20 protein-coding genes, 2 pseudogenes and 1 riboswitch are annotated in these 23,528 nt (G+C 46.4%); of the genes and pseudogenes, 13 read left to right on the top strand and 9 right to left on the bottom strand.

Annotation, left to right across the window (positions count from 1 at the left end; translation table 11 throughout):
* Positions 1-82: 82 nt before the first annotated feature.
* The 3 genes and pseudogenes from VY86_RS25925 to VY86_RS23525 all read left to right on the top strand — a co-directional run.
* Complete coding sequence (locus VY86_RS25925) at positions 83-835, top strand: transposase (protein ID WP_238591471.1); 753 nt, start codon at positions 83-85, stop codon at positions 833-835.
* A complete protein-coding gene (locus VY86_RS13615) occupies positions 745-1,659 on the top strand; it encodes a transposase (protein WP_338012151.1) in 915 nt (304 codons plus the stop codon). Before VY86_RS25925 ends, VY86_RS13615 begins: the two co-directional genes overlap by 91 nt.
* A pseudogene (locus VY86_RS23525) lies at positions 1,622-1,795 on the top strand (type II toxin-antitoxin system RelE/ParE family toxin); the annotation flags it as partial. The gene VY86_RS13615 and the pseudogene VY86_RS23525, both read left to right, overlap by 38 nt.
* A 98-nt stretch (positions 1,796-1,893) precedes the next feature.
* On the opposite strand, the gene VY86_RS13610 reads toward VY86_RS23525, so the two are convergent.
* From VY86_RS13610 to ribB, 3 genes are all read right to left on the bottom strand, one after another.
* Positions 1,894-2,226: a hypothetical protein gene (locus VY86_RS13610; RefSeq protein WP_046975340.1), complete on the bottom strand. Its 333-nt coding sequence runs from the start codon at positions 2,224-2,226 to the stop codon at positions 1,894-1,896.
* Between the two features lie 101 nt (positions 2,227-2,327).
* Complete coding sequence (gene ygiD / locus VY86_RS13605; RefSeq protein WP_046975339.1) at positions 2,328-3,113, bottom strand: 4,5-DOPA-extradiol-dioxygenase; 786 nt, start codon at positions 3,111-3,113, stop codon at positions 2,328-2,330.
* Positions 3,114-3,307: 194 nt separating this feature from the next.
* A complete protein-coding gene (gene ribB, locus VY86_RS13600; RefSeq protein WP_046975338.1) occupies positions 3,308-3,961 on the bottom strand; it encodes a 3,4-dihydroxy-2-butanone-4-phosphate synthase in 654 nt (217 codons plus the stop codon).
* Between the two features lie 154 nt (positions 3,962-4,115).
* Positions 4,116-4,293, bottom strand: a riboswitch (FMN riboswitch).
* Positions 4,294-4,428: 135 nt separating this feature from the next.
* On the opposite strand from ribB, the gene ubiK reads away from it, so the two are divergent.
* The 6 genes and pseudogenes from ubiK to VY86_RS13570 all read left to right on the top strand — a co-directional run bounded on the left by ubiK (position 4,429) and on the right by VY86_RS13570 (position 11,412).
* Positions 4,429-4,728, top strand: a complete 300-nt coding sequence (ubiK, locus tag VY86_RS13595; RefSeq protein WP_046975337.1) for a ubiquinone biosynthesis accessory factor UbiK — start codon at positions 4,429-4,431, stop codon at positions 4,726-4,728.
* Between the two features lie 381 nt (positions 4,729-5,109).
* Positions 5,110-7,432: pseudogene (gene tssI, locus VY86_RS13590) on the top strand (type VI secretion system tip protein TssI/VgrG).
* Positions 7,433-7,434: 2 nt separating this feature from the next.
* Positions 7,435-8,793, top strand: a complete 1,359-nt coding sequence (locus VY86_RS13585; protein WP_046975336.1) for a VRR-NUC domain-containing protein — start codon at positions 7,435-7,437, stop codon at positions 8,791-8,793.
* Between the two features lie 15 nt (positions 8,794-8,808).
* Positions 8,809-9,954: a DUF3396 domain-containing protein gene (locus tag VY86_RS13580; RefSeq protein ID WP_036836781.1), complete on the top strand. Its 1,146-nt coding sequence runs from the start codon at positions 8,809-8,811 to the stop codon at positions 9,952-9,954.
* A 36-nt stretch (positions 9,955-9,990) separates the two neighbouring features.
* Complete coding sequence (locus VY86_RS13575; protein WP_046975335.1) at positions 9,991-11,136, top strand: DUF3396 domain-containing protein; 1,146 nt, start codon at positions 9,991-9,993, stop codon at positions 11,134-11,136.
* A gap of 3 nt (positions 11,137-11,139) precedes the next feature.
* Complete coding sequence (locus tag VY86_RS13570) at positions 11,140-11,412, top strand: PAAR domain-containing protein (protein WP_046975334.1); 273 nt, start codon at positions 11,140-11,142, stop codon at positions 11,410-11,412.
* A gap of 835 nt (positions 11,413-12,247) precedes the next feature.
* Here VY86_RS13570 and hldE read toward each other — a convergent pair.
* The 3 genes from hldE to VY86_RS13555 form a co-directional block, all read right to left on the bottom strand.
* Positions 12,248-13,672, bottom strand: coding sequence for a bifunctional D-glycero-beta-D-manno-heptose-7-phosphate kinase/D-glycero-beta-D-manno-heptose 1-phosphate adenylyltransferase HldE (gene hldE, locus VY86_RS13565; protein ID WP_046975333.1), 1,425 nt, complete (start codon positions 13,670-13,672; stop codon positions 12,248-12,250).
* An 84-nt stretch (positions 13,673-13,756) separates the two neighbouring features.
* Entirely contained in the window at positions 13,757-16,600 is a 2,844-nt protein-coding gene (gene glnE / locus VY86_RS13560) for a bifunctional [glutamate--ammonia ligase]-adenylyl-L-tyrosine phosphorylase/[glutamate--ammonia-ligase] adenylyltransferase (RefSeq protein ID WP_046975332.1), read from the bottom strand.
* A gap of 16 nt (positions 16,601-16,616) precedes the next feature.
* Positions 16,617-17,567, bottom strand: coding sequence for a CYTH domain-containing protein (locus tag VY86_RS13555; protein ID WP_046975331.1), 951 nt, complete (start codon positions 17,565-17,567; stop codon positions 16,617-16,619).
* A gap of 213 nt (positions 17,568-17,780) precedes the next feature.
* On the opposite strand from VY86_RS13555, the gene VY86_RS13550 reads away from it, so the two are divergent.
* Together VY86_RS13550 and VY86_RS13545 are read left to right on the top strand one after the other, a co-directional pair.
* Positions 17,781-18,401 (top strand): TIGR04211 family SH3 domain-containing protein, encoded by a 621-nt coding sequence (locus tag VY86_RS13550; RefSeq protein ID WP_046975330.1) that lies wholly within the window; start codon positions 17,781-17,783, stop codon positions 18,399-18,401.
* Positions 18,402-18,416: 15 nt separating this feature from the next.
* Positions 18,417-19,643 (top strand): multifunctional CCA addition/repair protein, encoded by a 1,227-nt coding sequence (locus tag VY86_RS13545; protein WP_046975329.1) that lies wholly within the window; start codon positions 18,417-18,419, stop codon positions 19,641-19,643.
* 76 nt (positions 19,644-19,719) lie between these two features.
* Here the strand turns inward: VY86_RS13545 and bacA are convergent, their stop codons facing one another.
* Complete coding sequence (gene bacA, locus VY86_RS13540; protein WP_046976871.1) at positions 19,720-20,538, bottom strand: undecaprenyl-diphosphate phosphatase; 819 nt, start codon at positions 20,536-20,538, stop codon at positions 19,720-19,722.
* A gap of 166 nt (positions 20,539-20,704) precedes the next feature.
* Positions 20,705-21,055, bottom strand: a complete 351-nt coding sequence (gene folB, locus VY86_RS13535; RefSeq protein ID WP_046975328.1) for a bifunctional dihydroneopterin aldolase/7,8-dihydroneopterin epimerase — start codon at positions 21,053-21,055, stop codon at positions 20,705-20,707.
* A gap of 106 nt (positions 21,056-21,161) precedes the next feature.
* Here folB and plsY point away from each other — a divergent pair, with 106 nt between their 5' ends.
* A complete protein-coding gene (gene plsY, locus VY86_RS13530) occupies positions 21,162-21,818 on the top strand; it encodes a glycerol-3-phosphate 1-O-acyltransferase PlsY (protein ID WP_046975327.1) in 657 nt (218 codons plus the stop codon).
* A gap of 71 nt (positions 21,819-21,889) precedes the next feature.
* Here plsY and tsaD read toward each other — a convergent pair whose 3' ends face one another.
* Positions 21,890-22,903, bottom strand: a complete 1,014-nt coding sequence (tsaD, locus tag VY86_RS13525) for a tRNA (adenosine(37)-N6)-threonylcarbamoyltransferase complex transferase subunit TsaD (RefSeq protein WP_046975326.1) — start codon at positions 22,901-22,903, stop codon at positions 21,890-21,892.
* A 306-nt stretch (positions 22,904-23,209) separates the two neighbouring features.
* Between tsaD and rpsU the strand changes: the two genes are divergently transcribed.
* The gene (gene rpsU, locus VY86_RS13520) at positions 23,210-23,425 is read left to right on the top strand and encodes a 30S ribosomal protein S21 (protein WP_001144069.1); all 216 of its coding nucleotides are present in this window, start codon (positions 23,210-23,212) and stop codon (positions 23,423-23,425) included.
* The last annotated feature ends 103 nt before the right edge of the window (positions 23,426-23,528 follow it).

Raw genomic sequence — 23,528 nt, 5'->3', positions numbered from 1 at the left:
TGCTCCCCGCCGTAAAGAGGGTGTCGCAAAAGGTCATGTTATCCATTAAAATCTGCGCTCTTCCTTTAGGCGCAGCTCTTTTATGACCTTATTCATTCGAAAACGGGAACCGTCTGCTTACACCAAACGTCAGTTTGTCAAAGCTCAGCACTTACCTGTATTGGATGGCTCCCTTTCCCTTTCTGATTATCTCAGGCAAATGGGGGAGCGTTGCGCATTTATTGTTGCTGACATTCTTGATGAGCAAGATTGGGGCCCCTTTGAACGCCATTATGCTTCGACAGGGAGAGCCCCTTATTCTCCACGCTCCATGATGGGGATCCTGCTTTATGGGATCATGAAAGGACACTGCTCGCTCAGAGAACTTGAACGACTTGCGCGTTTAGATTTAGGCTGTATTTTTGTCAGCCAGGGAATTACGCCCGATCATGCCAGTCTTGGGCGTTTTATTTATCAGCACCAATCCGTCCTGACGGGACCATTTTTTAAGGCACTGACCTTATCCATTTTGCACCGCAGTCGTTCGGACGGCTCGTGCCTGGCCGGTGACGGGACAGTGATAGAGGCGGCCTGTTCTCATTACCACCTTTTAACTCAGGAAGCGATTTCACGTGAAAAAAATACTCTCACGGCTACCCCTGCCACAGCGCAGACAGAAAAACGCATAAAGCAATTGGAACAGGGAGCCAACGTATTACGGCGCCGACAAGAAAATCGCGAAAAAAAAGGAAGGATGCCAGCCAACTGCGTATCAATCCAACAGAACCCGACGCCGTCGTCCAGAAACTCAAGCGGGGAAGGGGATTTTCAACTTCCTATAAACCGTCTGTTTTAGTCAACAACAGACGAATTATCGTCGCTCAAACGGTCGACCCCTCCAGTGAAACCCAAGTGATGGCCGCGTTATTGGCGCAGAATCTCACTATCTCGGGAGGTCACCCGGAAAAGCTGTTATTGGATGCCGGTTATTTCCATGACGATGTGATTGCTGAGGCGAAGAAACATCAGATCTGGCTGTTTTGTGCAGAAAATTCAGACCGACAGCGTACCCGAAAAATCTATCCTAAATCCTTATTTACTTATGATGCTGAGCAAGATTGCTATATTTGTCCTGCTCATCACCAATTGTCCCTGCAAAGTACAGTGAAAGCCACTGAAAAAACGCGGACCTATCGGGTTTATCGCGCTGACAATTGTGCCGGATGCCCGCAGAAAGCGGGCTGCACAAAGGCTAAAGGAGGAAGAAAAATAAAACGTTATCCGGAAGATGAAGAGCGGGAGACACTTCGTTTGCATATGGCCCGACCGGAGTCAAAACAGATATTGAGTCAACGGAAGAGCCTGGTAGAACCGGTATTTTCGGCATTACGGGGAATTCAGAGACTGGAACGCTTTCGGCGTAAGGGATTGTCAGCGGTAAAGCTGGAGTTTTCCCTGCATGCAATGGCCTATAACTTATCAAGAGCGGTGGCTCTGATATTAGGGATTATTTTTAGCCTGTTATCCATACAAATAACAGGCTGCCCAAAGTCAGTGATTGAATTTAACTTGATGCTTGAAAAAGTGACCTCAACCCTTTTGCGACACCCTCGCACTGGGCAAGGGTTTACGGCGGTTTTTGCTAATTATCAGCACTACGGATCTGGCACTGCAACCTAAGATAGGGATTCCTCAGCCTAGATATAAACCCCGCGAGGTACGTAAAGTACTTTTTAGTAATTACGAAGTCCATTACGAGATATCCAACGATACAATTTACATTGTAGACCTTTGGCATACCCGCGAAAACCGTTAGTTAAAAGCCGTCCTCACAAAAGAAGAGGGTGGCTTAACTTGGTTATTGTAGAAATATGGTTTTGTTTCTTTAGCATATTTCAACCTACCGCTTCTGCCTCAACAAAGCCTGCATCCATTATCTGGCGCTGCATTCTGCGTTTGAATAGCCATCCTCGCCTGTTCCATCTCTTCCACATGAGCTTTCAATTTGGCCCAACTTGAAAGCCCCAGTTCACGGGCAATTACCCACTGAGCATCACTCAATCGACTGTGCTGTTGAACTAATTCCTCTTGTGTCAAATGCGGATAACAACGACGAAAACGTTCAATTGCCTCAGGAAACGATTGTCGTAATGCATTACACAACTCTTTTGCACGCTTACGCTGCTGTTCAAGATTGATTCTGAATGGTGAAGAGGAAAATAAAGATGAAGTTTTGGGTTGAGTCAAGATTGCAGCCCTTTCCGCGGACAAGGTGGCGATGATCTCGCCACCAGGAACCTAACAAAAGGGTAAAAAACTTCAACCAATACAGCCCGAAAATTGACTATTTAACCAACCTGCACAGACAACATACTCAATGACCCGGACACAATGCCATCCACAGGAATAGAAACCACCTCTTTTCTATCCCATGTTCCCATGACATACAGCAATGGCAAAAAGTGTTCAGGAGATGGATTAGATAACTGACCATCTTCCCTGTCCAATGCATGAACCAAAGGATAAGGCTGCTCATTGCTGGTAAGGTTATCACGCACATAACAGTTAAACGTTTCTGCCCAAGGGTGCGGTTCAGCATTAGGTTCCTGCCGCTTCATAGCACGAAGATTGTGTACCACATTACCACTTCCCAGGATCAACACACCTTCATCTCGCAAAGCAGCCAGCTTTTTCCCCAATTCATAGTGATACGCCGCCGGTTTAGCGTCATCTATACTCAACTGCACCACAGGAATATTGGCCTGAGGATACATCTTAATCAGAATACCCCAAGTCCCGTGATCTAATCCCCATTGGTGGTGATCGGCATAAACCGCCACAGGTTCCAGTAGTTCCTGCACTAAAGCAGCCAGTTCAGGTAATCCTTTAGCCGGATACTGAGTTTCATGCAATGCCTGTGGAAAACCTCGAAAATCATGGATAGTCTTCGGCTGAGTCATGGCGGTTACAGCTGTGCCATTGGTGTACCAATGAGCAGAAATCACCAGAATAGCTCTGGGGACAGGCAATCGTTCGCCAAGCTCACGCCAGACGTTGGTATAACGATTTTCTTCCAGTACATTCATTGGGCTGCCATGACCAACAAACAGAGCTGGCATTCTGGAAATATTCATACGACCTCTCACACCAAATATAGGTAATTTTAATACTTGCAGAGAGATTACGCCTTTCAGACAGGCAAAACAGTGTGCAGAAGATGATGGAGTTATTCAAAAAAACTGAAAACCACAGCTTGTGCGAACTGTGGTTTTGGTAAATATCTGTGCGTTATAACCGATATTTCAGCCGATTATCAGACGATTACGTTTTAACTGGCTTTCAGATCTACTGCCTGACGATAAGCCACCAGATCTTCAATGGTTACCACCGGCATATTATGTAATTTCGCAAATTGCACCACTTCAGGGGTACGAGCCATTGAACCGTCATCATTGGTCAATTCACACAATACACCTGCTGGCTTGAAACCTGCCAAACTGACCAAATCAATTGTCGCTTCAGTATGCCCCTGACGGACCAGGACACCTCCTGGTTGCGCGCGCAGTGGGAAAACATGGCCCGGACGGTTCAAATCACTCGGCTTCGCATGATCCGCAATCGCGGCACGAATGGTTGTGATACGGTCAGCCGCAGAAACGCCGGTTGTCACCCCCTGAGCAGCCTCAATGGTTACAGTAAAAGCTGTCTGGAATGGGCTGGAATTATTTTCCACCATCATTGGCAATTGCAATTGCTGCCGGCGGTCTTCTGTCAGACACAAGCAGACAATACCGCTGCCATGACGGATAGTCAGCGCCATTTGCTCTACGGTCATCGTTTCGGCCGCAAAGATAATATCACCTTCATTTTCACGATCTTCATTATCCAGCACCATCACACCGCCGCCATCACGTAAAGCGTCAATAGCGCGTTCAACACGTTCTGATGATGTGCCGTATTCAAAAAGTAGCGTCTGATTCATGGTAAAAAAACCTCGTTAAAATTTATGGATTACCAGAATCAGGGCAGTCTTGAGGAGTTCTCACTATGACACCACATCATAACATTAATATTATTAATATAATGTTCACATGCCATAGCCGGAACAACAGGCGGGCAAAATGCCCGACAGATGCCGTTATTCTCTCCCATCCGGACTATAACCGTCGGCTCCAGAGTTACACTGGATCTGCTGACCTCCGATTTATCATAAAGATAACCACAAACGGAGCGCTCGCGGGCTTCACCCAGTCACCCGTAAGATGACCTGATGTTTACCGCCGGTGGGGACTTTCACCCCGCCCTGAGATAAGCCAGCAAACTATAACGCTAATATTTACCGGGGGCAATCAACAAAATCAGATGTGAAACCTGGCTCACAGTGGTTTGTGGTTTTACCATCTGGTATTACACTATCGGAGATTATTTATGTCATAAAAAGGATGCATCATGCTCGATCCCAAAAAAATTGAACAAATCGCCCGCCAGATCCAGGATTCCTTACCCAAGGGAGTTAAAGAATTTGGTGAGGATATAGAGAAAAAATTACGGATGATTTTGCAATCCCAGCTTGGCAAACTTGATTTAGTTAACCGCGAAGAATTTGATATTCAAACTCAGGTTCTGCTGCGTACCCGTGAAAAATTAACGGCGATGGAGCAGCGTTTAAATGAATTGGAGGAGAAACTTGAAGATAAGAATACGCCATCTGATAACAACTCAATAAAAAGAGAATCATGGGAAAGCTAATCGCCAATTAACCCCGACGTCATTTTATCTCATTGCCATTCAATTAAAGGTGATCGTTAAGACGGTCACCGCATTCAAAGAGAAACACTCAAAGCATATATCGTCAGCCCAAATATACCTGATTAATATCTTGACGCTTTTGAGGTTTTAGATTCCCCCCGTATTAAGCAAAAACTTACGGCAATTTTTATTCATTCCACACGATGGATAGCGATTAATTAACCATTTTATGTGATATTGGTCACATTCTTGTCATGTTTATATGATAAATATCGTGATCTTGTGGTCATAACATTCAGAGGACGAAATTCCCTGTTATTTATTTCCACACTACTCAGCTGGAAACGGTTTATTGTGCTCTCAAACGCCACGTATTAAGTGATGAGTGTTCCCCGCTTTCATTTTTTTACTGCGGAACAGGCTGGAACTGTTTTTGTATTCAGAGCTATAAAGTTGAAATACCGGCTCGATAATATGAAGAAGCGCGGCACGACGCTATTTAAAAGAGCTGAACGTGATTATGCGTTTAATGGCTGCTTGTGTTATCCCCGTTTCAGAATTAGGGTTCAATTATGTAAGGTTTCAAATATGGATGGATTAGTTTTCACCTGCCAAATTGGCGCATTGCCCCAAACAACCTTTCAGGTATCGCAATTTACCTTGCAGGAAGAGCTGTCACAGCTTTATAGCCTGACGTTAAAGGGGGTTAGCTCACGTGATGATATTCCTTTGAATGACCAATTAGGGAGCAGTGCATCATTGACCATTACCCGTAATGGCGTTACCGAACGCACCATTAATGGTTTAATCGCCGGCGCTGAACAGGGTAATACCGATGGCCGTCGTACTTTTTATACCTTCACCATTCGCCCTCCCATGTGGCTAATGACGCTGAATCAGAATAGCCGTATCTTCCATCGACAATCTGTACCGGAAATCCTGGCGCAATTGCTTAAAGAGCATCGTATTTTATTTGTCCGTGATACGCTCTATAAACGCCATGCTGAACGGGAATACACCACGCAAAAACGGGAATCAGACTATGACTTCTGGTGCCGGCTGGCGGCGGAAGAGGGCATTGCTTTCTGGTTTGATGAAGTACAGATGTTGTTCTGTGATTGCCGCATGGGCATGCGGGCGGATATCGATCTTACTTACAATACGCATCCTGAAACGGACGATACCGATACCACGGCATACCAGTGGAGCTATGGCGAATACCTGTGCCCGAATGGCACTGTCCAGAAAGACTATAACTTTCTTAACCCCAAATATTCGCTCGAACACCGGAAGACAGCCGACAATCGTGGGTACGGTTCGGTATTTGAAAGCTACGGGCGTTTTCAGTGGGATGCGGAAGGAAAACCGTTTACCCAACTGCGGTTAGAGCAGTTACAAAACTACAGCAAAGTCGGCACAGCCCAAACCAACTGTATCCGGCTTCGTCCGGGTAGAATTTTTACGCTGCAATCCCATCCAATAGAAACGATGAATGACCGCTGGCAGGTGTTGTCTGTCACTCATTATGGGCGGCAGCCTATCGCCGTCAAACGACGGTGGCGAAGGAACAACACTGACAAACGATGTCACCTTTATTCCAGGGCGACAGGACTGGCGGCCACCTTACCGCTACAAACCGCTGGCGGACGGTGATGAAGTCGCTACGGTGGTCGGGGCGGGCAGCGAAGAGATTTATGTGAACAAACACGGCGAGATACGTATCCACTTCCATTGGAACCGTTACGATGAAGCGGACGACCTTGCTTCCTGCTGGGTACGGGTCGCACAGGGCTGGAACGGCAACGGTTTCGGTTTTATGGCGATACCCCGCGTCGGGCAGGAGGTGATAGTCAGCTATCTGAATGGTGATATTGACCGCCCGATTGTGACGGGCTGTACCTACAACGGCCTCAACCGCCCGCCGCTTGATTTACCGGCGGAGAAAACCCGAACCACCTTTAAAACCCGCACCCACCGGGGCCAGGGATTTAATGAGCTGCGCTTTGAGGATGCCAAAGGCAGCGAGGAAGTGTTTATTCATGCTCAGCGGAATATGAATACCCAGGTTCTCTGGGATAAAACCACGCAGATAGGCCATGACCAGAAAACAGACGTTAAGCATAACCGCACTGCGATAATTAAAAACGATGATGACGAAGCCGTGCAGGGCTGCCAGACGCTGGAAGTCGGTCAAAATCAAACGGTGACCATTAAAGGTCAGCAAGCTATTTCCATTAGTAAAAGTCATCAATTGAACGTCGCCGATAACCAGCAAATTACCGTGGGTAAACATATCTCGCTGCACTCTGACAGCGGGCAAATCACCATTGGGAACGCAGGCGGACAGATAGTCATTGATCCCATGGGGAATATCCGTATTGAGGGCGTCAGCATCACTATGACCGACCACATCACCGGCAAGAAATCCGCCGGTGCGCTGTTTGATTATTCAGCCCGCTATACCCTGCGAAGTGAGCAAAGCGATAAACCGCTGGTGAATACCCGCTATACCATCACCACTGGCGATGGTCAGGTCATCCCGGGTAAAACTGACGTGCTGGGCAGAACGATGACCGTGCAGAGTGCGGCAGAGGAAAATCTGCAACTGAATTCACCGCAAGCAACACCCAAGCCGAAGAAAACCGTATACGAGGTCAGTGATAACGCGCCCGTAGAGTATGTTATGGAATTTATGGAGGAGTAAGTATGGCAATATCCAACAGCGGCAAGATGTGCCCTGCCGTCACATCAATCACCTGCACGATGGAAATCGGCGTCTTTCCCGCCGATGAAGATCCCTGTTATCTGGCGAGAAAAGCTGAATACGCCCTGCGTCTGCCGGCAATGATTATCACCAAACTGGGGGCTATTCGCTTTCTTAATCAAGTCATTATGAGTGGATTGATTAAGGTTGAGGAGCTTAAACATGACTTCCTGTGGCCCTATAAAGCGGAAGTGGTGTTTGCTATCCGAGGGAAGAAGGATGTTCCTCTCCCCATGCTGGCAACCAGTCAAGTCTCGAAGCAACATTATGGTGATAATTTACCACAATCCAGTAATCCGTTTGCCCGGCCTTCTGTCGACGACGGGGAGAAATTTGGTGTTAAACGTATTCGCCGCCCCGATATTATTCTGGTTAAGGATGAAGCACTCCGTTGGCCGGGCAGAAATGCCACCTACTTCGATGGTTCTGTGCACCCTGATAATCTGAAAATGTTGATTGAGGTTAAATTTCCGGGGGATTCCCTCAGTAAAGGGCAACAAACTGATTACATTCAGATTGCAACCGAAGACCGTTTTGGTGTGATGCGTGTCGATGATAGCCGCACAGAAGAGCAAAAACAGTATGATGAGGCATGGCGAAAACATTACCAACCCGGCTCACAACACTATAAAAATCCGATACCGCTGGCCCCGCTGCGGCCCGGTTCTCCTCCTGATGATGAAGCTTTACCCATCCCGCCCGAAGAGGGTGTGCCGGGGACCATTCCTCAGCCGCTGACAAAAAAACTCCCGCTTCTCAGCACTTCTCCCTGGTCTTTTTTACCCAGCTATGAAGACTGGGTTGTCCTCGGGCAGGAGGTGGCTGGTCTGGCCGAAAATGGATTGAATTATGTCCGCGACAGTACCCGGGAGCTCCTTGCTCAGTTTGGGGAATGGTTTAGTAAAACTGGAAAGTGGGTGTGCGAAGAGATTATTGATCCGGTCACTCATCAAGTCAGCTACGCGTTTTCCTGGGTTAATGAACAAACCGGGAAAATCGTGACCTGGACTGAGAATGAGATAAAAGCCCGGTGGCAAACCGTGCAACAGGGCTCAGATATCACCCTGGAAGAGCTGAAAAACATTAGCTGGATGCAAATATTGAAAGAGGTGGGGGAAGGCATGCTGGAAGTGGTTGTAATTATTACCGGCGTTGCCGTTGTTATTCTCGTCACCCTTGCCGTCGCTGCCGCGCTGATTGCACTGGTGGAAATTTTAGCTGCCGCAGCAGCAGTCAGCGCCGCAGCATTAGCGGCTGTCCTGGCAATATTGGCGAGTGTGACATTCGCCACCGCCTCATAATGAAAGGAGATAAATATGGAAACTTTGGATTATTTTTCCCAGTTGAAATCACAACTGGCCGCGTTTACCTTCCTCAATGGCGATGGGCTGACTGTTTCTCGTCTGGGTATCTCGATTACCCTGTTTTTTAAACAGGGCTACACCCAGGAGAAAAAACAGCATATTCTGGCCTGTTATCGCCGTTTTCGCGAAGAGTTCAGCACTCACCTGCGTTTTCACCGTCATGAGCTGAAAGGGCTAAAAAAATATTCACCGGAAAATATTACCAAAGTCGAAGAGAGCATTCTTAACCAACAAAAAAACCAGCCTTCTAGTTGGGTAGTCAGTGATGCCAAAAATCTCTATGAAGCCCCTCATTATCTGATGCGTTATATGGATTCCCGGGAAATAAGCGGTGATAACAGTAGCTCCTACCTAAGCCTGACACTTCCTTGGGATTATCTGAAAGAGCAAGACGGCATGACCAAATTTATGGCCTGGCTGGATTTTCTGTGTGAACAGCTTGAACCCGACTGGGGAGACTGTGGTTATTGTCTGGTCCTGCCCAGAGATTACCATGACTACTTTCCTTTAGAGTATCAACTAGCCCAACGTTATCCTGCCTTGCAAGTCAACTCTACGGTTCATACAACACTGAGAGATTATGCCCATGCCATCCGGAGCATCAACTGGATCACCCTGCTGTCCAAACGCTTTGTAAGACGACTGGGTGGGGAAATCTGGATACGCAAAACGCTGGCTCGTTACACGGATGTGGTGATTAGCCCTTACTCCAATGGTCTGATGATCCGAGCCGGTCAATACCCGAACTTAACGCCACTGCCGGGCAGTGTCCCGGCGAGTTACTTTGCCATTAACCAACTGATACGCCCAATACGTTTTGTTCCGGGAGAAGGTGATTCACTGCATTTTTATGGAGAGGGTCATTTTGATGATATTTCCACACAAACCTGGTATGCCCGTTATGACCGTGGACCTCTGCATATAACTCCGATTAGAGGCGGCGAACCAGCCCTGGTTAGCGGGATCTGGCGAACTGATAGTCTGCCTGGCAAGCAGTACTTCTTTGCTCAGGGGGCGACAACCTTTGATATTCAGGGAGCAGAATCGGGTACAACCGTATGGCATCTGATACGGGAAGCAGCAAATATGTGGGAATAACAGATTATCCACTATCTCATCATGAACGGAGAGAATATGGAAACTTCGGATTATCTTTCCCGGTTAAAATCACAACTGGTTGGTTTTACTTTTACCAATGGTGATGGGCTGACTGTTTCCCGTCTGGGTATCTCGATTACCCTGTTTTTTAAACAGGGTTACACCCAAGAGAAAAAGCAACGCATTCTGGCCTGTTATCGCCGCTTTCGCGAAGAATTTGGTACCCACCTACGTTTTCATCGTCATTCACTAAAGGGATTAAAAAAATATTCCCCAGAAAATATTGCCAAAGTCGAAGAAGGTATTCTTAATCGAAAAAAAAACCAGCTTTCTAGTTGGGTAGTCAGTGACGCCAAAAATCTCTATGAAGCCCCTCGCTATCTGATGCGTTATCTGGATTCCCGGGAAATAAGCGGTGATAACGGCAGTTCTTACCTAAGCCTGACACTTCCTTGGGATTATCTGAAAGAGCAAGACGGCATGACCAAATTTATGGCCTGGCTGGATTTTCTGTGCGAACAACTCGAACCGGATAGTGGGGACTGTGGCTACAGCCTGGTCATCCCCAGAGATTACCATGACTACTTTCCCTTAGAGTACCAGCTAGCGCAACGTTATCCCTCCCTGCAAGTCAATTCTGCGGTTCATACTGCGGTATTACAGTATGGACATTCTATCCGGGGCATTAATTGGATCACCCTACTGTCTAAACGCTTTGTAGGGCGACTGGGTGGGGAAGTCTGGATACGCACAATGCTAGCACGCTACCCGGATGTGGCGATTAGCCCTTACCGAAATGGTCTGATTATCCGGGCCGGTCAATACCCAGATCTGACACCACTGCCGGGCAACATGCCGGAGAGTTATTTTGCCATTAACCAGCTGATACGCCCGATACGGGTGATCCCCCGTGAAGGCCATTCTCTTCACTTTTATGGTGCGGGTCATTTTGATGATATTTCCACCCTGGCCTGGTATGCCCGCTATGACCGTGGGCCTCTGCACGTGACCCCTTTGAAGGGAAGCCATCCGGCTCTTGTCAGCGGATTCTGGCGAACCGATAGCATCCCTGGCAAGCAGTATTTCTTTGCGCAGGGCGCGATGGCTTTTGATATTCAGGGCGCGGAACCGGGCACAACAATCTGGCATTTAATACGAGAAGCGGAAAATATAACGGAGTAAATAATGCGAAGTGTAGTGGAAAGAAAAAAAATTATCCTTAAAGGTGATACCACAACAACCGGCGGAAATGTTCTCAATGGTTCCGGTTTGGTAAACCAACAACTGGAGGTTGCCCGTAAAGGTGATTCGGTATTTTGTCCCGCCTGTAAACAAACCGGCGCTATTGCGGAAGGCTCCAACTTATTCAATATCCAGGGAATACCTGTTGCATTGGAGGGACACCTTGTTAAGTGTGGTTGCCAGACCGGAGCTTGTCGATTAAAGGTACGGTCATAAATATCAAACTCCAGGGCCCTTAATTGAAATACCCACAAAACTAAGGCAGGTTTTAAGCTGTGATTAACATTCATTTTTTTAACTGATAATGTTAATCGGTATAAAGTTTTAACCGTTTTTTTACCCCTTTTAACGCCTGCTTTTTATTAAGTTTAATCATCATTGGCTTATCATGTTTTACGTCTAACGAATACTCATCATACCCATTTTTTATCTTTACTAACGCTGTCTTACCCGCAGTTTTAATAAGTCATCCCCCTTTGTTTTTTCTTCATAAATCAGCAAATAAATAACCTGATGATATAAAAACACCCCTTTCTGTTTTTCCGATAATCACCTCCTGTTTCAGGACTTAAATCCTGCCAGATTAACCGTTTTATCCCTTTTTTATTGCATTATTTTTAGGGTTTTATTCATAAAATAACCGGCGAGAAAGCACTTAAATACCCGTCTATTCGGATAATATTCTTTTACGTGTGGATTCCTTTTCAGCTCTCTTTTAACAGTTAATAATTTTTCGATTAAATGTAATTAAATCCCCCGCTAAGAAGTTGTATTTATTCAGTTAAATCCGCCCTTGATATAAAAGCAAAAAACTTTAATACTTCTTCACTTTCATTTTCATTTTCATTTTCATTTTCATTTTCAAATGATTATAGCAGGTTAGGTAAATGTAAAATAAATGAATTAAACACGGCAGGGTAAACAAAATGGAATCCCCCCACAGCCCTGCTCACAAAATCATGCCGCTGGAGTGTCGATAGTTCTTCACTCCAATCGGCATCCCCCTGCCAGTACCTTATTTCCCAGCAAGCTCTGTTTTATAAAGCATTATTCACTGTTTTTTAATCGCTTTAATGATATTGGTTGTTGAAATACCATCTTCAAAGTTCAGCACTTTGACTTCACCACCAGCAGCCCAAACTTCTTCACTACCGGCAATCTCTCCAGGCTTATAGTCTCCACCTTTCACCAATACATCCGGCAGAATATCCGTAATCAAACGACGTGGCGTATCTTCTTCAAATGGAACAACCCAATCCACAGCCCCCAGTGCAGATAGCACTATCATTCGTTGTTCCAGTGGATTGACAGGACGGGTTTCACCTTTCAACCGTTTAGTTGATGCATCACTGTTAACGGCGACAATCAATCGATCACCCAATTTTCGAGCATTCTCCAGATAAGAGACATGACCAGCATGTAAAATGTCGAAACAACCATTGGTCATCACAATCTTTTCGCCACGCTGGCGAGCATGAGCTACTGCCTGTTTAAGCTGAAATTCACTCATAACACCGAAACCGGTTTCAGAACGGCCACGAATAGCATTCTCCAGTTCAACCGGCGAAACCGTTGAAGTTCCCAATTTGCCAACCACAACACCCGCGGCGGCGTTCGCCAGGAAACAGGCTTCATTCAGTGGCTTTCCAGCCGCAATCGCCGTTGCCAGCACACCAATCACCGTATCGCCGGCACCAGTAACATCAAACACTTCCTGCGCCAATGTCGGCAAATGCAGGGGTGGATGATCAACACTCAGCAAACTCATTCCCTGTTCAGAACGGGTGACCAGTAATGCCTGAAGATCCAAGTCTTTGACCAGTTTAGTGCCCTTCTCAACCAGTTCGTCGTTATCTTTGCAGTGGCCGACCACCGCTTCAAATTCAGACAAATTCGGCGTTAGCAAAGTTGCGCCACGATAACGTTCAAAATCACTCCCTTTCGGATCGATTAACACCGGTACGTTGGCATCGTTTGCCAGTTTGATCATCTGCTGAACCTGGCTCAACGCGCCTTTGGCGTAGTCAGATAAAATCAATGCGCCGATATGAGGTAACGCCAGTTTAATGCGCTCAAGTATCGGTTGCGCATCGACGTTATCGAAACCTTCTTCAAAATCCAGACGGATTAACTGCTGGTTACGGGAAAGTACCCGCAGTTTGGTAATTGTCGGATGAGTCGGCACAGCAACAAAATCACAGCGCACTTTAAAACTAGTCAGTTTTTCATCCAGCACACGCGCCGCGTCATCAACCCCTGTCAAACCAACCAAATGTGAATTCGCCCCAAGAGCAGCAATATTCATAGCAACGTTGGCCGCCCCTCCCGGACGTTCCTCAATGGTATTTACTTTGACGACAGGTACCGGGGCTTCCGGTGAAATCCGGCTGGTTGGTCCATACCAATAGCGGTCTAACATAACATCACCGACGACTAAAACCTCTGCACGGTGAAAATCCGGGAGTGTCACTTTCATTCCTTACTCCAAATATCAGATATCAACTGGGGCCAAATGTTACCATAAGCCAGTAAAATCCATGCACCAAACCGCTATAACCCGTTATTGTTCACCCAACCACTGTTGCCAGCTATGGCCTATCCGCTCCTGCTGCTTTTGGAAACAATTGGCTGATACCCGGCTGGAAAGCTCCTGTAACGCCAGATGATGTAATTCATCACGCATGGAAATATAAGCCTGAGTCAATGCAGCAGCTTCACCTTCATCCATAATTCCATAAGCCGCCATTAACTTAAAAATCCGTACATTATCCGACCAGCGCGTCAGGCGCTCATTTTCAGGGGCGTAACGCAGCACCAGATACTGTGCAATAAATTCGATATCCGTGATCCCGCCCGGATCAGCTTTAATATCAAATTGATCTGAATGAACGCTGCCTAAATGTTTATGCATTTTCTCCCGCATTTCCCTAACTTGCTGACGTAATAAATCGGGTTCTCGTCGTGTGCATAACGTCTGATGGCGTATCCGCTCAAAATCCTGATGCAAATTTTCATCGCCAAATACCATACGGGCGCGTACTAATGCCTGATGTTCCCAAGTCCACGCTCCATTCCGCTGATAATCAGCAAACGCTCCGATGGTACTGACTAACATTCCTGATTCACCCGAAGGTCGCAGGCGGACATCTACGTCATACAACACACCAGAGGAAGTTCGAGCACTGAACAGGTGCATAATGCGTTGGGCAAGACGCAAATAAAATTGCCGGGCATCAATTGACCGATCACCATCGGTCATGACATCCATCGGGCAATCCAACAGGAAAACTAAGTCAAGATCGGAGCCATAACCCAGTTCCCATCCCCCCAGTTTGCCATAACCAATTACAGCAAATCCCAACCCTTGCCGCTGATTCAGATGTGATGGAACACCATAGCGTTTTGCCATTTGTCCCCACGCCTGTTGAACCACCGCCTCAATAATTGCCTCTGCCAAATAAGTGAGATGATCACTCACTTTCATCACCGGCAACACCCCAGTGATATCCTCCGCCGCAATCCGCAGTAATTGCGCCTGTTTAAACTGGCGAAGAGCCTCCAGTTGCTGCTCTTCATCATCTTCAGGTATTCGCAACAAATATTGCCGCAGTTCATCTTTATAGGCATTCAGCGGCAGGGGTCTATACAGAAATTGGGGATCAAGCAGCTCATCCAGCAACAAGGGGTGACGGGTAAGTTGAGTGGCAATCATCGGTGAAGCCGCACACAGCCGGATAACGTGTGTCAGTACGGCTTCTGATTCCAACATCAGTTCCAGATAAGTTGTACGGCTGACAATGCTCAACAACAGCGGAATAACCCGTTCCAGCACCGTATTGGTATCTTGTCGCAAGCAGACTTTTGCCAACAAACGTGGCATTAGATGATCAAGTACATCACGTCCGCGAGGGCCAATGGTTCTTTTTCCCACATCCTGACGGAATATAGCAATGACGTGTAATATCTGCTGTGCAACCGATTCATGCAGATGCGGAGCCAGTATGATTAACTCTTCTTTTTCGAGATTTTCCAGCCATAAACTCTTAAATGGTACATGACCCGCTTCTTCTTCATTGTTATCACTGTTATCACCAATTAATTGCGTGAAAATAACCCGAACAGCGCCCATCTTGCTGTTCAATGCAATCATCAACTTATCCCAACGTTCAAACCCCATTCCCCACGTTAACCGTGAACGGTTCAGTTCATCTTCCGGCAACGTCTGAGTTTGCTGATCGTCAATTGACTGTAAAAGATTTTCCAGCCGCCGCAAAAAGAGGTAACTGTCAGCAAGTTGTTCTACCTGTGATGACGGCAAAAGTTCCAGTTTTTCTATTACTTGAAGTGTGGGTAACAGAGCCTGAGATTGCAGACACAATTCACGCCCACCACGAATAAGCTGGAATACTTGAGTGATAAATTCAATTTCACGGATACCTCCGGCACCCAATTTGATATTGTCTTGCAAACCACGGCGACGAACTTCACGTTCAATCATCCCTTTCATGTTTCTCAGGGACTGAATCACACTGAAATCAATATAACGGCGGAAAATAAACGGCCTCAACATCCGGCGTAATTCTTCGCAATACGATTCGCTGTCAGCGCCCATAATTCGCGCTTTAACCATCGCATAACGCTCCCAATCACGCCCCTGTTCCTGATAATAATCCTCCAATGCGGCAAAACTGAATACCAGTGGACCACTGTCACCAAATGGGCGCAAACGCATATCAACCCGATAAACAAAACCATCCACCGTTTGCTGATCGAGCACTTTGATAAGACGCTGCCCCAGACGGGTAAAAAACTGAGCGTTGTCCATTTCACGGCGGCCACCGCGGGTAATACCGTTTTCAGGATAGGCAAAAATTAGATCAATATCGGAAGAGAAATTCAACTCGCCACCACCCAGTTTCCCCATGCCCAGAATTAACAGGGGTTGTGGTTCGCCCTGATTATTGCAAGGGGTTCCCCAATCCTGACAACAACGCGGATACAACCAGTCGCGAGCAGCAATAATCAGCGTTTCAGCCAACATACTGAGCTGTTGCAACGTCTCCTGAGTCGTACTGCTGTGCAGCGCCTGTGACCAGGCAATTCTGACCAGAATTTTGTTACGGAACTGACGTAAAACCCGCATCAGGGTATTTTCATCCTCTGTTGATGAAAGTCCCTGTTGCAGCCATTCAGCGTATTGATGCCACTCCCGCGCTTGCGGTGGGTTCTGGCGGATTTCGGCTAACCATTCAGGGTGAATTTTAAGGTTTTCAGCAACAAAATCACTCAGTGACAACACAATCTGTTCATGAGGAGCAAAAGCTTCAACACACAAAGCCTGTTCCTGAAAATACTTAGTCACACTCGATAACTGAGCCAAAAGCGGGGTTGAAAGTGGCAACATAGAGAATTCCTGTTATTCAAGCAGAGAGATTGACTAACCACATAGTCAGCGCCAACTTACATTGCAAATAGCCCGAGCTGTAACACAGCGTTTCAGCCGTTGTTTCCGCTGCTGATAATTTCTGGTTGATCGCCGCTAATTGATCATCCAACTGTTCCGGCCTGCCTGCCGATTCATTGCAATATTCAAGCACCCGCTGAACTAAAGTCAATACTTGCTTCAAACCATCCCGACTTTCTGACAAGCCAGTCAGCCAGCTCTCTTCCTGCTCTTGCCAATGGGCCAATATTGACGAAAGTACAGAAGGCAATGACTGCTGCATATCAATTTCTACCGAAACTTGAGGCAAAATCGTTTTTGGCTTTCCTTGGGCTAACTGATAACCACGGGCAGCTTTACTTTTATTTCCCTGTCGCAAGCCATCTGACTTTGCCAACTCAGCGGCCAACGCTAATACATCCACAACAGTTCCTTGTTTCAGTTCCAATTCAAATTCACAAATGGGTTCTTTGCGGCCTGCCCCGATGATTTCTCCCTGATCGAGCACAACTTCAATCTCACTTTGCCCGTAAGTAACCACCCACTTCTCCCGTATAAAGTCAGTGCTGAATAACGCATTTAAACGGGATTGCAGCGCTTCCACATCACAGTTTTCAGGCCAGATATGAGGAGGAAACAGTGTCAACGCCAGTTCCGGCTTTAACAATGACAGATTATATTCCGGACGCTGATGCAACCCGCCGATCACTTCCCCGGCTGTTTTGATTGTCATCTCATACTGGTCGTCAAAACCACGGATACGCAATCCCATATCAAGACCGCGCAGTTGGTTATCCGCCGTTTCAAAATAGATATTGGTCAACTTTTGCGGCGCAAAGTAGCGATGAGGAAATAACAATAATTGCTGACGAACTACAGGAATAGCCAGCGGTCTGGCAATAAGTTTTAATTCAATTTCTACACTCATTATCTGCACCATTGGTGGCAATTTTTGGTTATTATCTTACCCTGATTTCACTTTTTTCTACGACCGCATGAAAAAATTAAACAAACAACCAGTAAACTCCGTATTCGACCCGTTAAGATAGTTCCTATTTTGGTTTACTGTTTGCTCTGGCAAACTTAACTCTTTACTATCAAATTCTAAACTCACCATAGATAAAGAATAGTTGAAATCACAATGCGAAAATTACCTTTACTTCTTACGGCGCTATTGAGCCTAAGCTTTTCGCTTACTACCCACGCGGAAGAAAAGCGCTATGTATCTGATGAGTTATCTACCTACACACACGCTGGACCGGGTAACAAATATCGTATCGCCGGCACACTGAATGCCGGTGATGAAGTCACATTGATAAGCATCAACCGGGACAGTAATTACGCTGAGGTGAAGGATGATAAAGACCGTGTTGTCTGGCTACCCGTTAACCAGCTCAGTGATAAACCGAGCTTGCGCACCCGCCTCCCTGAGATGGAGCAGGAAATCAAAATACTGACGGATAAGTTAGCCAATATAGACAATAGCTGGAATCAGCGCACTGCTGACATGCAACAAAACGTTTCAAACAGCAGTGACATTATTGTAGGGCTGAAAAAAGAAAATGAGCATTTGAAAAATAAACTGATTGTGGCAGAGAAAAAACTTGATGCTGCGAATCTGCAACTTGATGACAAACAACGCAATATCATTCTGCAATGGTTTATGTACGGCGGTGGGGTTGCAGGTGCAGGTTTAATTTTAGGGCTGTTACTGCCACACATGGTTCCGCGTCGCAAGCGTAATGACCGTTGGATGAGTTGATTAAGGAATATTCAGGTGAGAATCTATCTGGTTGGCGGTGCAGTACGTGACCGCCTGCTAAATTTTCCTGTAAAAGAACGGGATTGGGTTGTTGTTGGTGGGACACCGGAAGAACTATTGTCTCAGGGATATCAGCAAGTTGGCAGAGATTTCCCGGTGTTCCTGCATCCCAAAAACCATGAAGAGTACGCGCTAGCGCGCACTGAGAGAAAATCCGGCTTGGGGTATACGGGTTTTACCTGTTACGCCGCACCGGATGTCACACTGGAAGATGATTTGCTGCGCCGTGATCTGACCATTAACGCCATTGCTCAAACATCCGAAGGCGAACTTGTCGATCCTTACCGTGGGGTTGATGATTTAAGTAATCGTATTTTGCGCCATGTTTCCGACGCTTTCTCTGAAGATCCACTGAGGGTATTACGGGTAGCCCGTTTTGCCGCCCGTTTCGCCCATTTGGGATTTACCATCGCCCCAGAAACATTAACGTTAATGTCAAAAATGGCAACTAACGGAGAGTTATCAGCACTCACACCGGAGCGTGTCTGGAAAGAGACAGAAAAAGCCCTTTCCACTCATTCACCGCAGGTTTTTTTTCAGGTTTTACGTGATTGTGGTGCATTAGCGGTACTGTTTCCTGAAATGGATAATCTGTTTGGCGTTCCCGCACCGGAGAAGTGGCATCCTGAGGTTGATACCGGTATTCATACGTTGATGGTGCTGAAAGTTGTCGCGGAACTGACAGATGAAGTAGATAGCCGCTTTGCGGCTCTGTGCCATGATCTTGGCAAAGGACTAACACCGCCAGAACAGTGGCCTCATCATTATGGACATGGTCCGGCAGGCGTGAAGTTAGTCGATCAATTGTGCAAACGTCTGCGTGTGCCTAATTCTGCCCGTGATCTGGCAAAACTGGTCGCTCAATATCATGACTTAGTGCATACCGTCGATCAATTGCGGCCAAAAACATTGCTCAAATTATTTGATTCTGTTGATGCATGGCGTAAACCTCAGCGAATAGATCAGTTGATTATCACCAGTGAAGCAGATGCGCGGGGTCGTACCGGTTTTGAAGGTACCCCTTATCCACAAGGTCATTATCTGCGACAAGCATTTAAGGTTGCCAGCCAGGTCCAAGTGAAAAGTATTGTAGACAGCGGCTTGCGTGGCGCGGATATTGGTGAAGAGCTACGACGCCAACGTCAGCAGGCATTGGCTGAATGGAAGCAACAACAGGATTAATACTGTTGTCTGAAAGATCAAATACGCTGTACATCCCCTGATATCTAAACTAAATCGATATCAGGGGAATCATTCACTACATAAATACCCAGTAAACAACGGCGGCGATAATAAAGCGGTAGATAGCAAATGGGATGAAAGACATACGCTTAATCAATGCCAGGAAGGTTTTAATTGCGATCAATGCGACAATAAATGCAGTAATAAAACCGACAGCAAACATTGGGATATCAGAAGCAGTCAAAAAATGCAGGCTCTTATATAAATCCAGCCCGCTCGCCCCCATCATCATCGGTACAGCCAGAATAAACGAGAACTCTGATGCGGTATAACGGTTAACCCCCATCAGCATTCCACCAGAAATTGTCGCTCCTGAACGGGAGAATCCCGGCCACAATGCCAGACACTGGAAACAACCAATCATAAAAGCCTGGCGATAAGTAATATCATCCAGCCCCTCTGCTCTCGGTGTCTTAGGCTTCAGAATTTCTGCGGTAATCAGTAACACGCCGCCAATAATCAAGGCGTACATAACACTCTGTGGGTTAAACAGCGATTTAATAGTATCGTGGAACAGCAATCCAAGCGTCACCGCAGGTAGCATCGCCAAAAGAATGTGGCTCAGTTTCAGCTTACCGTTGGTTTTACCTTCGTGAGGAACTTCACCAAAGTGAAGACCAATTAACCCAAACAAACGACGCCAAAATACCACTACCACGGCAAGAATCGATCCAAGCTGGATAATAACTTCGAATGTTTCAGCTTTATCGCCGGTAAATCCCAGCAAATGACCCACGATGATCATATGACCAGTTGAGGAAACAGGAAGAAACTCAGTCAGCCCTTCAACAACACCAAGAATAAATGCATGAAACAAGGTAGAAAGGTCAGTCATATAGAGAGATCGCACCCCATTAAACAAATCTCCAAAACAGGTAGCATAGATGAATCCGGCTACCATTTTTCCATTGCCATTAATCAATTGACATAATTATCACACTTGGCAATGATGCATGCCAGCCTATGCAATAATATGACAACTGAATTCACTGCTGATCGGATTATTTTTTTCTCTCAATAATAATACCAACCTGACGAGCCTGCGCCACCGCCCTCGGCTTACTGACTTTTATCCGTACCCACGGCGAATTAAAGCGGTTTAATAGCAGATCGGCCACCTCTTCAGCCACTCTTTCAACCAGAGCAAAATTCTGATTTTCTACGTGGTTGATAATCGCTTCGCTAACTTTAGCGTAATCCAGGCAATACTCGACATTATCGCTGGAAGATGCGCGTTTATTATCCCATCCCATTTCGATATCGAACACTAACTTCTGTTTAATGGTCTGTTCCCAATCGTAAACACCAATGGTGGTGATGACAGCTAACTCCTCAATAAATACGATATCCATCACGTCACTTTCCTGTTTTTCAACTTGTCGGATACCACTTCCGACTAAATATGCGTATTATCCATGACTAGGCTAAGAAAACGACCATTATTATTGGAGAGACATTATGAGTGCTATCGCGCTTGGTATGATTATCTTCGCGTATCTTTGCGGTTCAATCTCCAGCGCAATACTTATCTGTCGTCTGGCTGGACTGCCGGATCCCCGCCAGCATGGCTCAGGTAACCCAGGAGCGACAAATGTATTACGGATTGGTGGCCGCAGTACTGCGGCAGTGGTACTGATTTGTGATGTTCTGAAAGGCATGGTCCCAGTCTGGCTGGCTTATCAGCTTAGTGTTCCCCCCCTCTATCTGGGAATTACAGCAATAGCTGCTTGTCTCGGCCATATTTATCCGATCTTTTTCCATTTTAAAGGCGGTAAGGGAGTCGCAACTGCTTTTGGTGCCATTGCCGCAATTGGCTGGGATCTGATGGGTTTGATGACAGGTACCTGGCTGTTGACAGTATTACTGAGTGGTTATTCCTCTCTAGGCGCAATTGTCAGCGCCTTGATAGCACCTTTCTATGTCTGGTGGTTTAAACCTGAATTTACTTTTCCGGTTGCCATGCTCTGCTGTCTGGTACTGCTCCGTCACCATGATAATATCCAGCGCCTGTGGCGCGGCCAGGAAAGTCGTATCTGGAACAAACTCAAAAAGAAAAAAGAGATGACTGAAGAAGAAAAAATTCAGGCAGAGAAAGAGCAAGGAAAAGAAGATTAACAACATTGCCAAATAAAAAACCAGCTACTGATTGAGTGACTGGTTTTTTATTTTCACTATATTATGAAGATTTACAGTGCGGGTAATTCAGACAGTGGCCAGCGGGCTTTAACCGTCACGCCAAGAGCGTCACTTACTCCGCCTTTCAGGCGGATCATACCGGCAAGCGCAATCATAGCGCCGTTATCTGTACAAAATTCAGGACGCGCGTAAAATACCTCGCCGCCCAATTTTGCCATGACCTCTTTCATTCTGGTACGCAACGTGAGGTTAGCGCTGACACCACCGGCCATTACCAGCCGCTTGAACCCGGTCTGTTCAAGCGCCCTTTTACATTTAATCGCTAATGTATCAACAACCGCATCTTCAAAAGCGCGGGCAATATCTGCTCTGGTCTGCTCATCATCACTGTTGCTGCGAATCGTATTAGACGCAAAAGTTTTCAATCCTGAGAAACTGAAATCCAGCCCAGGGCGATCTGTCATCGGACGAGGAAACATAAAACGCCCGGTTTCTCCTTTCTGAGCCATATTAGAGAGCAACGGACCTCCCGGATAATCCAGGCCCAGTAATTTAGCTGTTTTATCAAATGCTTCACCCGCGGCATCATCTATCGATTCACCAAGCAGCTCATATTCACCGATCCCGGTTACGCTAATAAGTTGTGTGTGACCACCGGACACAAGCAAAGCGACAAACGGAAATTCAGGGCTATTATCTTCCAGCATCGGAGCCAATAAATGCCCTTCCATATGATGGACAGGAATCGCAGGAACATCCCAAGCAAATGCCAGAGAACGGCCAATAGTCGCCCCCACCAATAATGCGCCAACCAGACCAGGACCCGCAGTATAAGCCACTGCATCAATATCTTTACGGGTTAATCCTGCCTCTTTCAAAGCAGCCTGAATCAAGGGAACGGTTTTGCGGATATGGTCACGTGAAGCCAGTTCAGGCACAACACCGCCGTAATCAGCATGCAATTTAATCTGACTGTATAATTGATTTGCTAATAAACCGGCTTGATCGTCATAAATTGCGATTCCGGTTTCATCGCAAGACGTTTCTATACCTAAAACTCGCATTACACTACCTATATTCCACAGAAGAAAGTCAGTTTATCATTAATAAGATAATTTGCGCGGTTTACATGCTGACTATTTTTACTGTTTAGTCTATAATCAGCGCCCTACGTAAAATCCCTGTGTGGTTATCATCAATATTACGGAACTGACTGACAAATTTCGCTGCAAGTCACCATTGTAATGTTGTTGTTTCAATTTGCTGCGGCGCTTTACAAAGCCGTGTTCATTGAAGTAAAATTCCGCACCATTTTAAGATGGCTGGCATCCCACGCCAGCAAGACCGATTTCTATTGAGGTGAGAGGCACATGCCGGTAATTAAAGTACGTGAAAACGAGCCATTCGACGTAGCACTGCGTCGCTTTAAGCGTTCCTGCGAAAAAGCAGGTGTGTTAGCAGAAGTTCGCCGTCGTGAATTCTATGAAAAACCAACGACTGAACGTAAACGCGCTAAAGCTTCTGCTGTAAAACGTCACGCTAAAAAGCTGGCTCGTGAAAACGCACGCCGCACTCGTCTGTACTAATCCTTGCGGTTGACCCGCATAGTGATTGAATTTGCAGACAACAGTAGTTGCAGATAAAGGCCGTGCTTTCCGAAAGGGAGCGCGGCTTATTGTGTCGTTCATC

The organism is Photorhabdus thracensis, from assembly GCF_001010285.1.
Classification (GTDB): Bacteria; Pseudomonadota; Gammaproteobacteria; order Enterobacterales; family Enterobacteriaceae; genus Photorhabdus; species Photorhabdus temperata.
The sequence above is the reverse complement of the archived record's forward strand: the minus strand, read 5'-3'. Positions and strand labels throughout refer to the sequence as shown.

Bases quoted from the DNA above. Each gene is read 5' to 3' on its own strand.
- VY86_RS13570 (WP_046975334.1), top strand. From the start codon at position 11,140: ATGCGAAGTGTAGTGGAAAGAAAAAAAATTATCCTTAAAGGTGATACC.
- VY86_RS13585 (WP_046975336.1), top strand. From the start codon at position 7,435: ATGGCAATATCCAACAGCGGCAAGATGTGCCCTGCCGTCACATCAATC.
- VY86_RS13575 (WP_046975335.1), top strand. From the start codon at position 9,991: ATGGAAACTTCGGATTATCTTTCCCGGTTAAAATCACAACTGGTTGGT.
- bacA (WP_046976871.1), bottom strand. From the start codon at position 20,538: ATGACTGACCTTTCTACCTTGTTTCATGCATTTATTCTTGGTGTTGTT.
- hldE (WP_046975333.1), bottom strand. From the start codon at position 13,672: ATGAAAGTGACACTCCCGGATTTTCACCGTGCAGAGGTTTTAGTCGTC.
- ubiK (WP_046975337.1), top strand. From the start codon at position 4,429: ATGCTCGATCCCAAAAAAATTGAACAAATCGCCCGCCAGATCCAGGAT.
- glnE (WP_046975332.1), bottom strand. From the start codon at position 16,600: ATGTTGCCACTTTCAACCCCGCTTTTGGCTCAGTTATCGAGTGTGACT.
- VY86_RS25925 (WP_238591471.1), top strand. From the start codon at position 83: ATGACCTTATTCATTCGAAAACGGGAACCGTCTGCTTACACCAAACGT.
- rpsU (WP_001144069.1), top strand. From the start codon at position 23,210: ATGCCGGTAATTAAAGTACGTGAAAACGAGCCATTCGACGTAGCACTG.
- tsaD (WP_046975326.1), bottom strand. From the start codon at position 22,903: ATGCGAGTTTTAGGTATAGAAACGTCTTGCGATGAAACCGGAATCGCA.
- folB (WP_046975328.1), bottom strand. From the start codon at position 21,055: ATGGATATCGTATTTATTGAGGAGTTAGCTGTCATCACCACCATTGGT.
- VY86_RS13550 (WP_046975330.1), top strand. From the start codon at position 17,781: ATGCGAAAATTACCTTTACTTCTTACGGCGCTATTGAGCCTAAGCTTT.
- ygiD (WP_046975339.1), bottom strand. From the start codon at position 3,113: ATGAATATTTCCAGAATGCCAGCTCTGTTTGTTGGTCATGGCAGCCCA.
- VY86_RS13555 (WP_046975331.1), bottom strand. From the start codon at position 17,567: ATGAGTGTAGAAATTGAATTAAAACTTATTGCCAGACCGCTGGCTATT.
- plsY (WP_046975327.1), top strand. From the start codon at position 21,162: ATGAGTGCTATCGCGCTTGGTATGATTATCTTCGCGTATCTTTGCGGT.
- ribB (WP_046975338.1), bottom strand. From the start codon at position 3,961: ATGAATCAGACGCTACTTTTTGAATACGGCACATCATCAGAACGTGTT.
- VY86_RS13580 (WP_036836781.1), top strand. From the start codon at position 8,809: ATGGAAACTTTGGATTATTTTTCCCAGTTGAAATCACAACTGGCCGCG.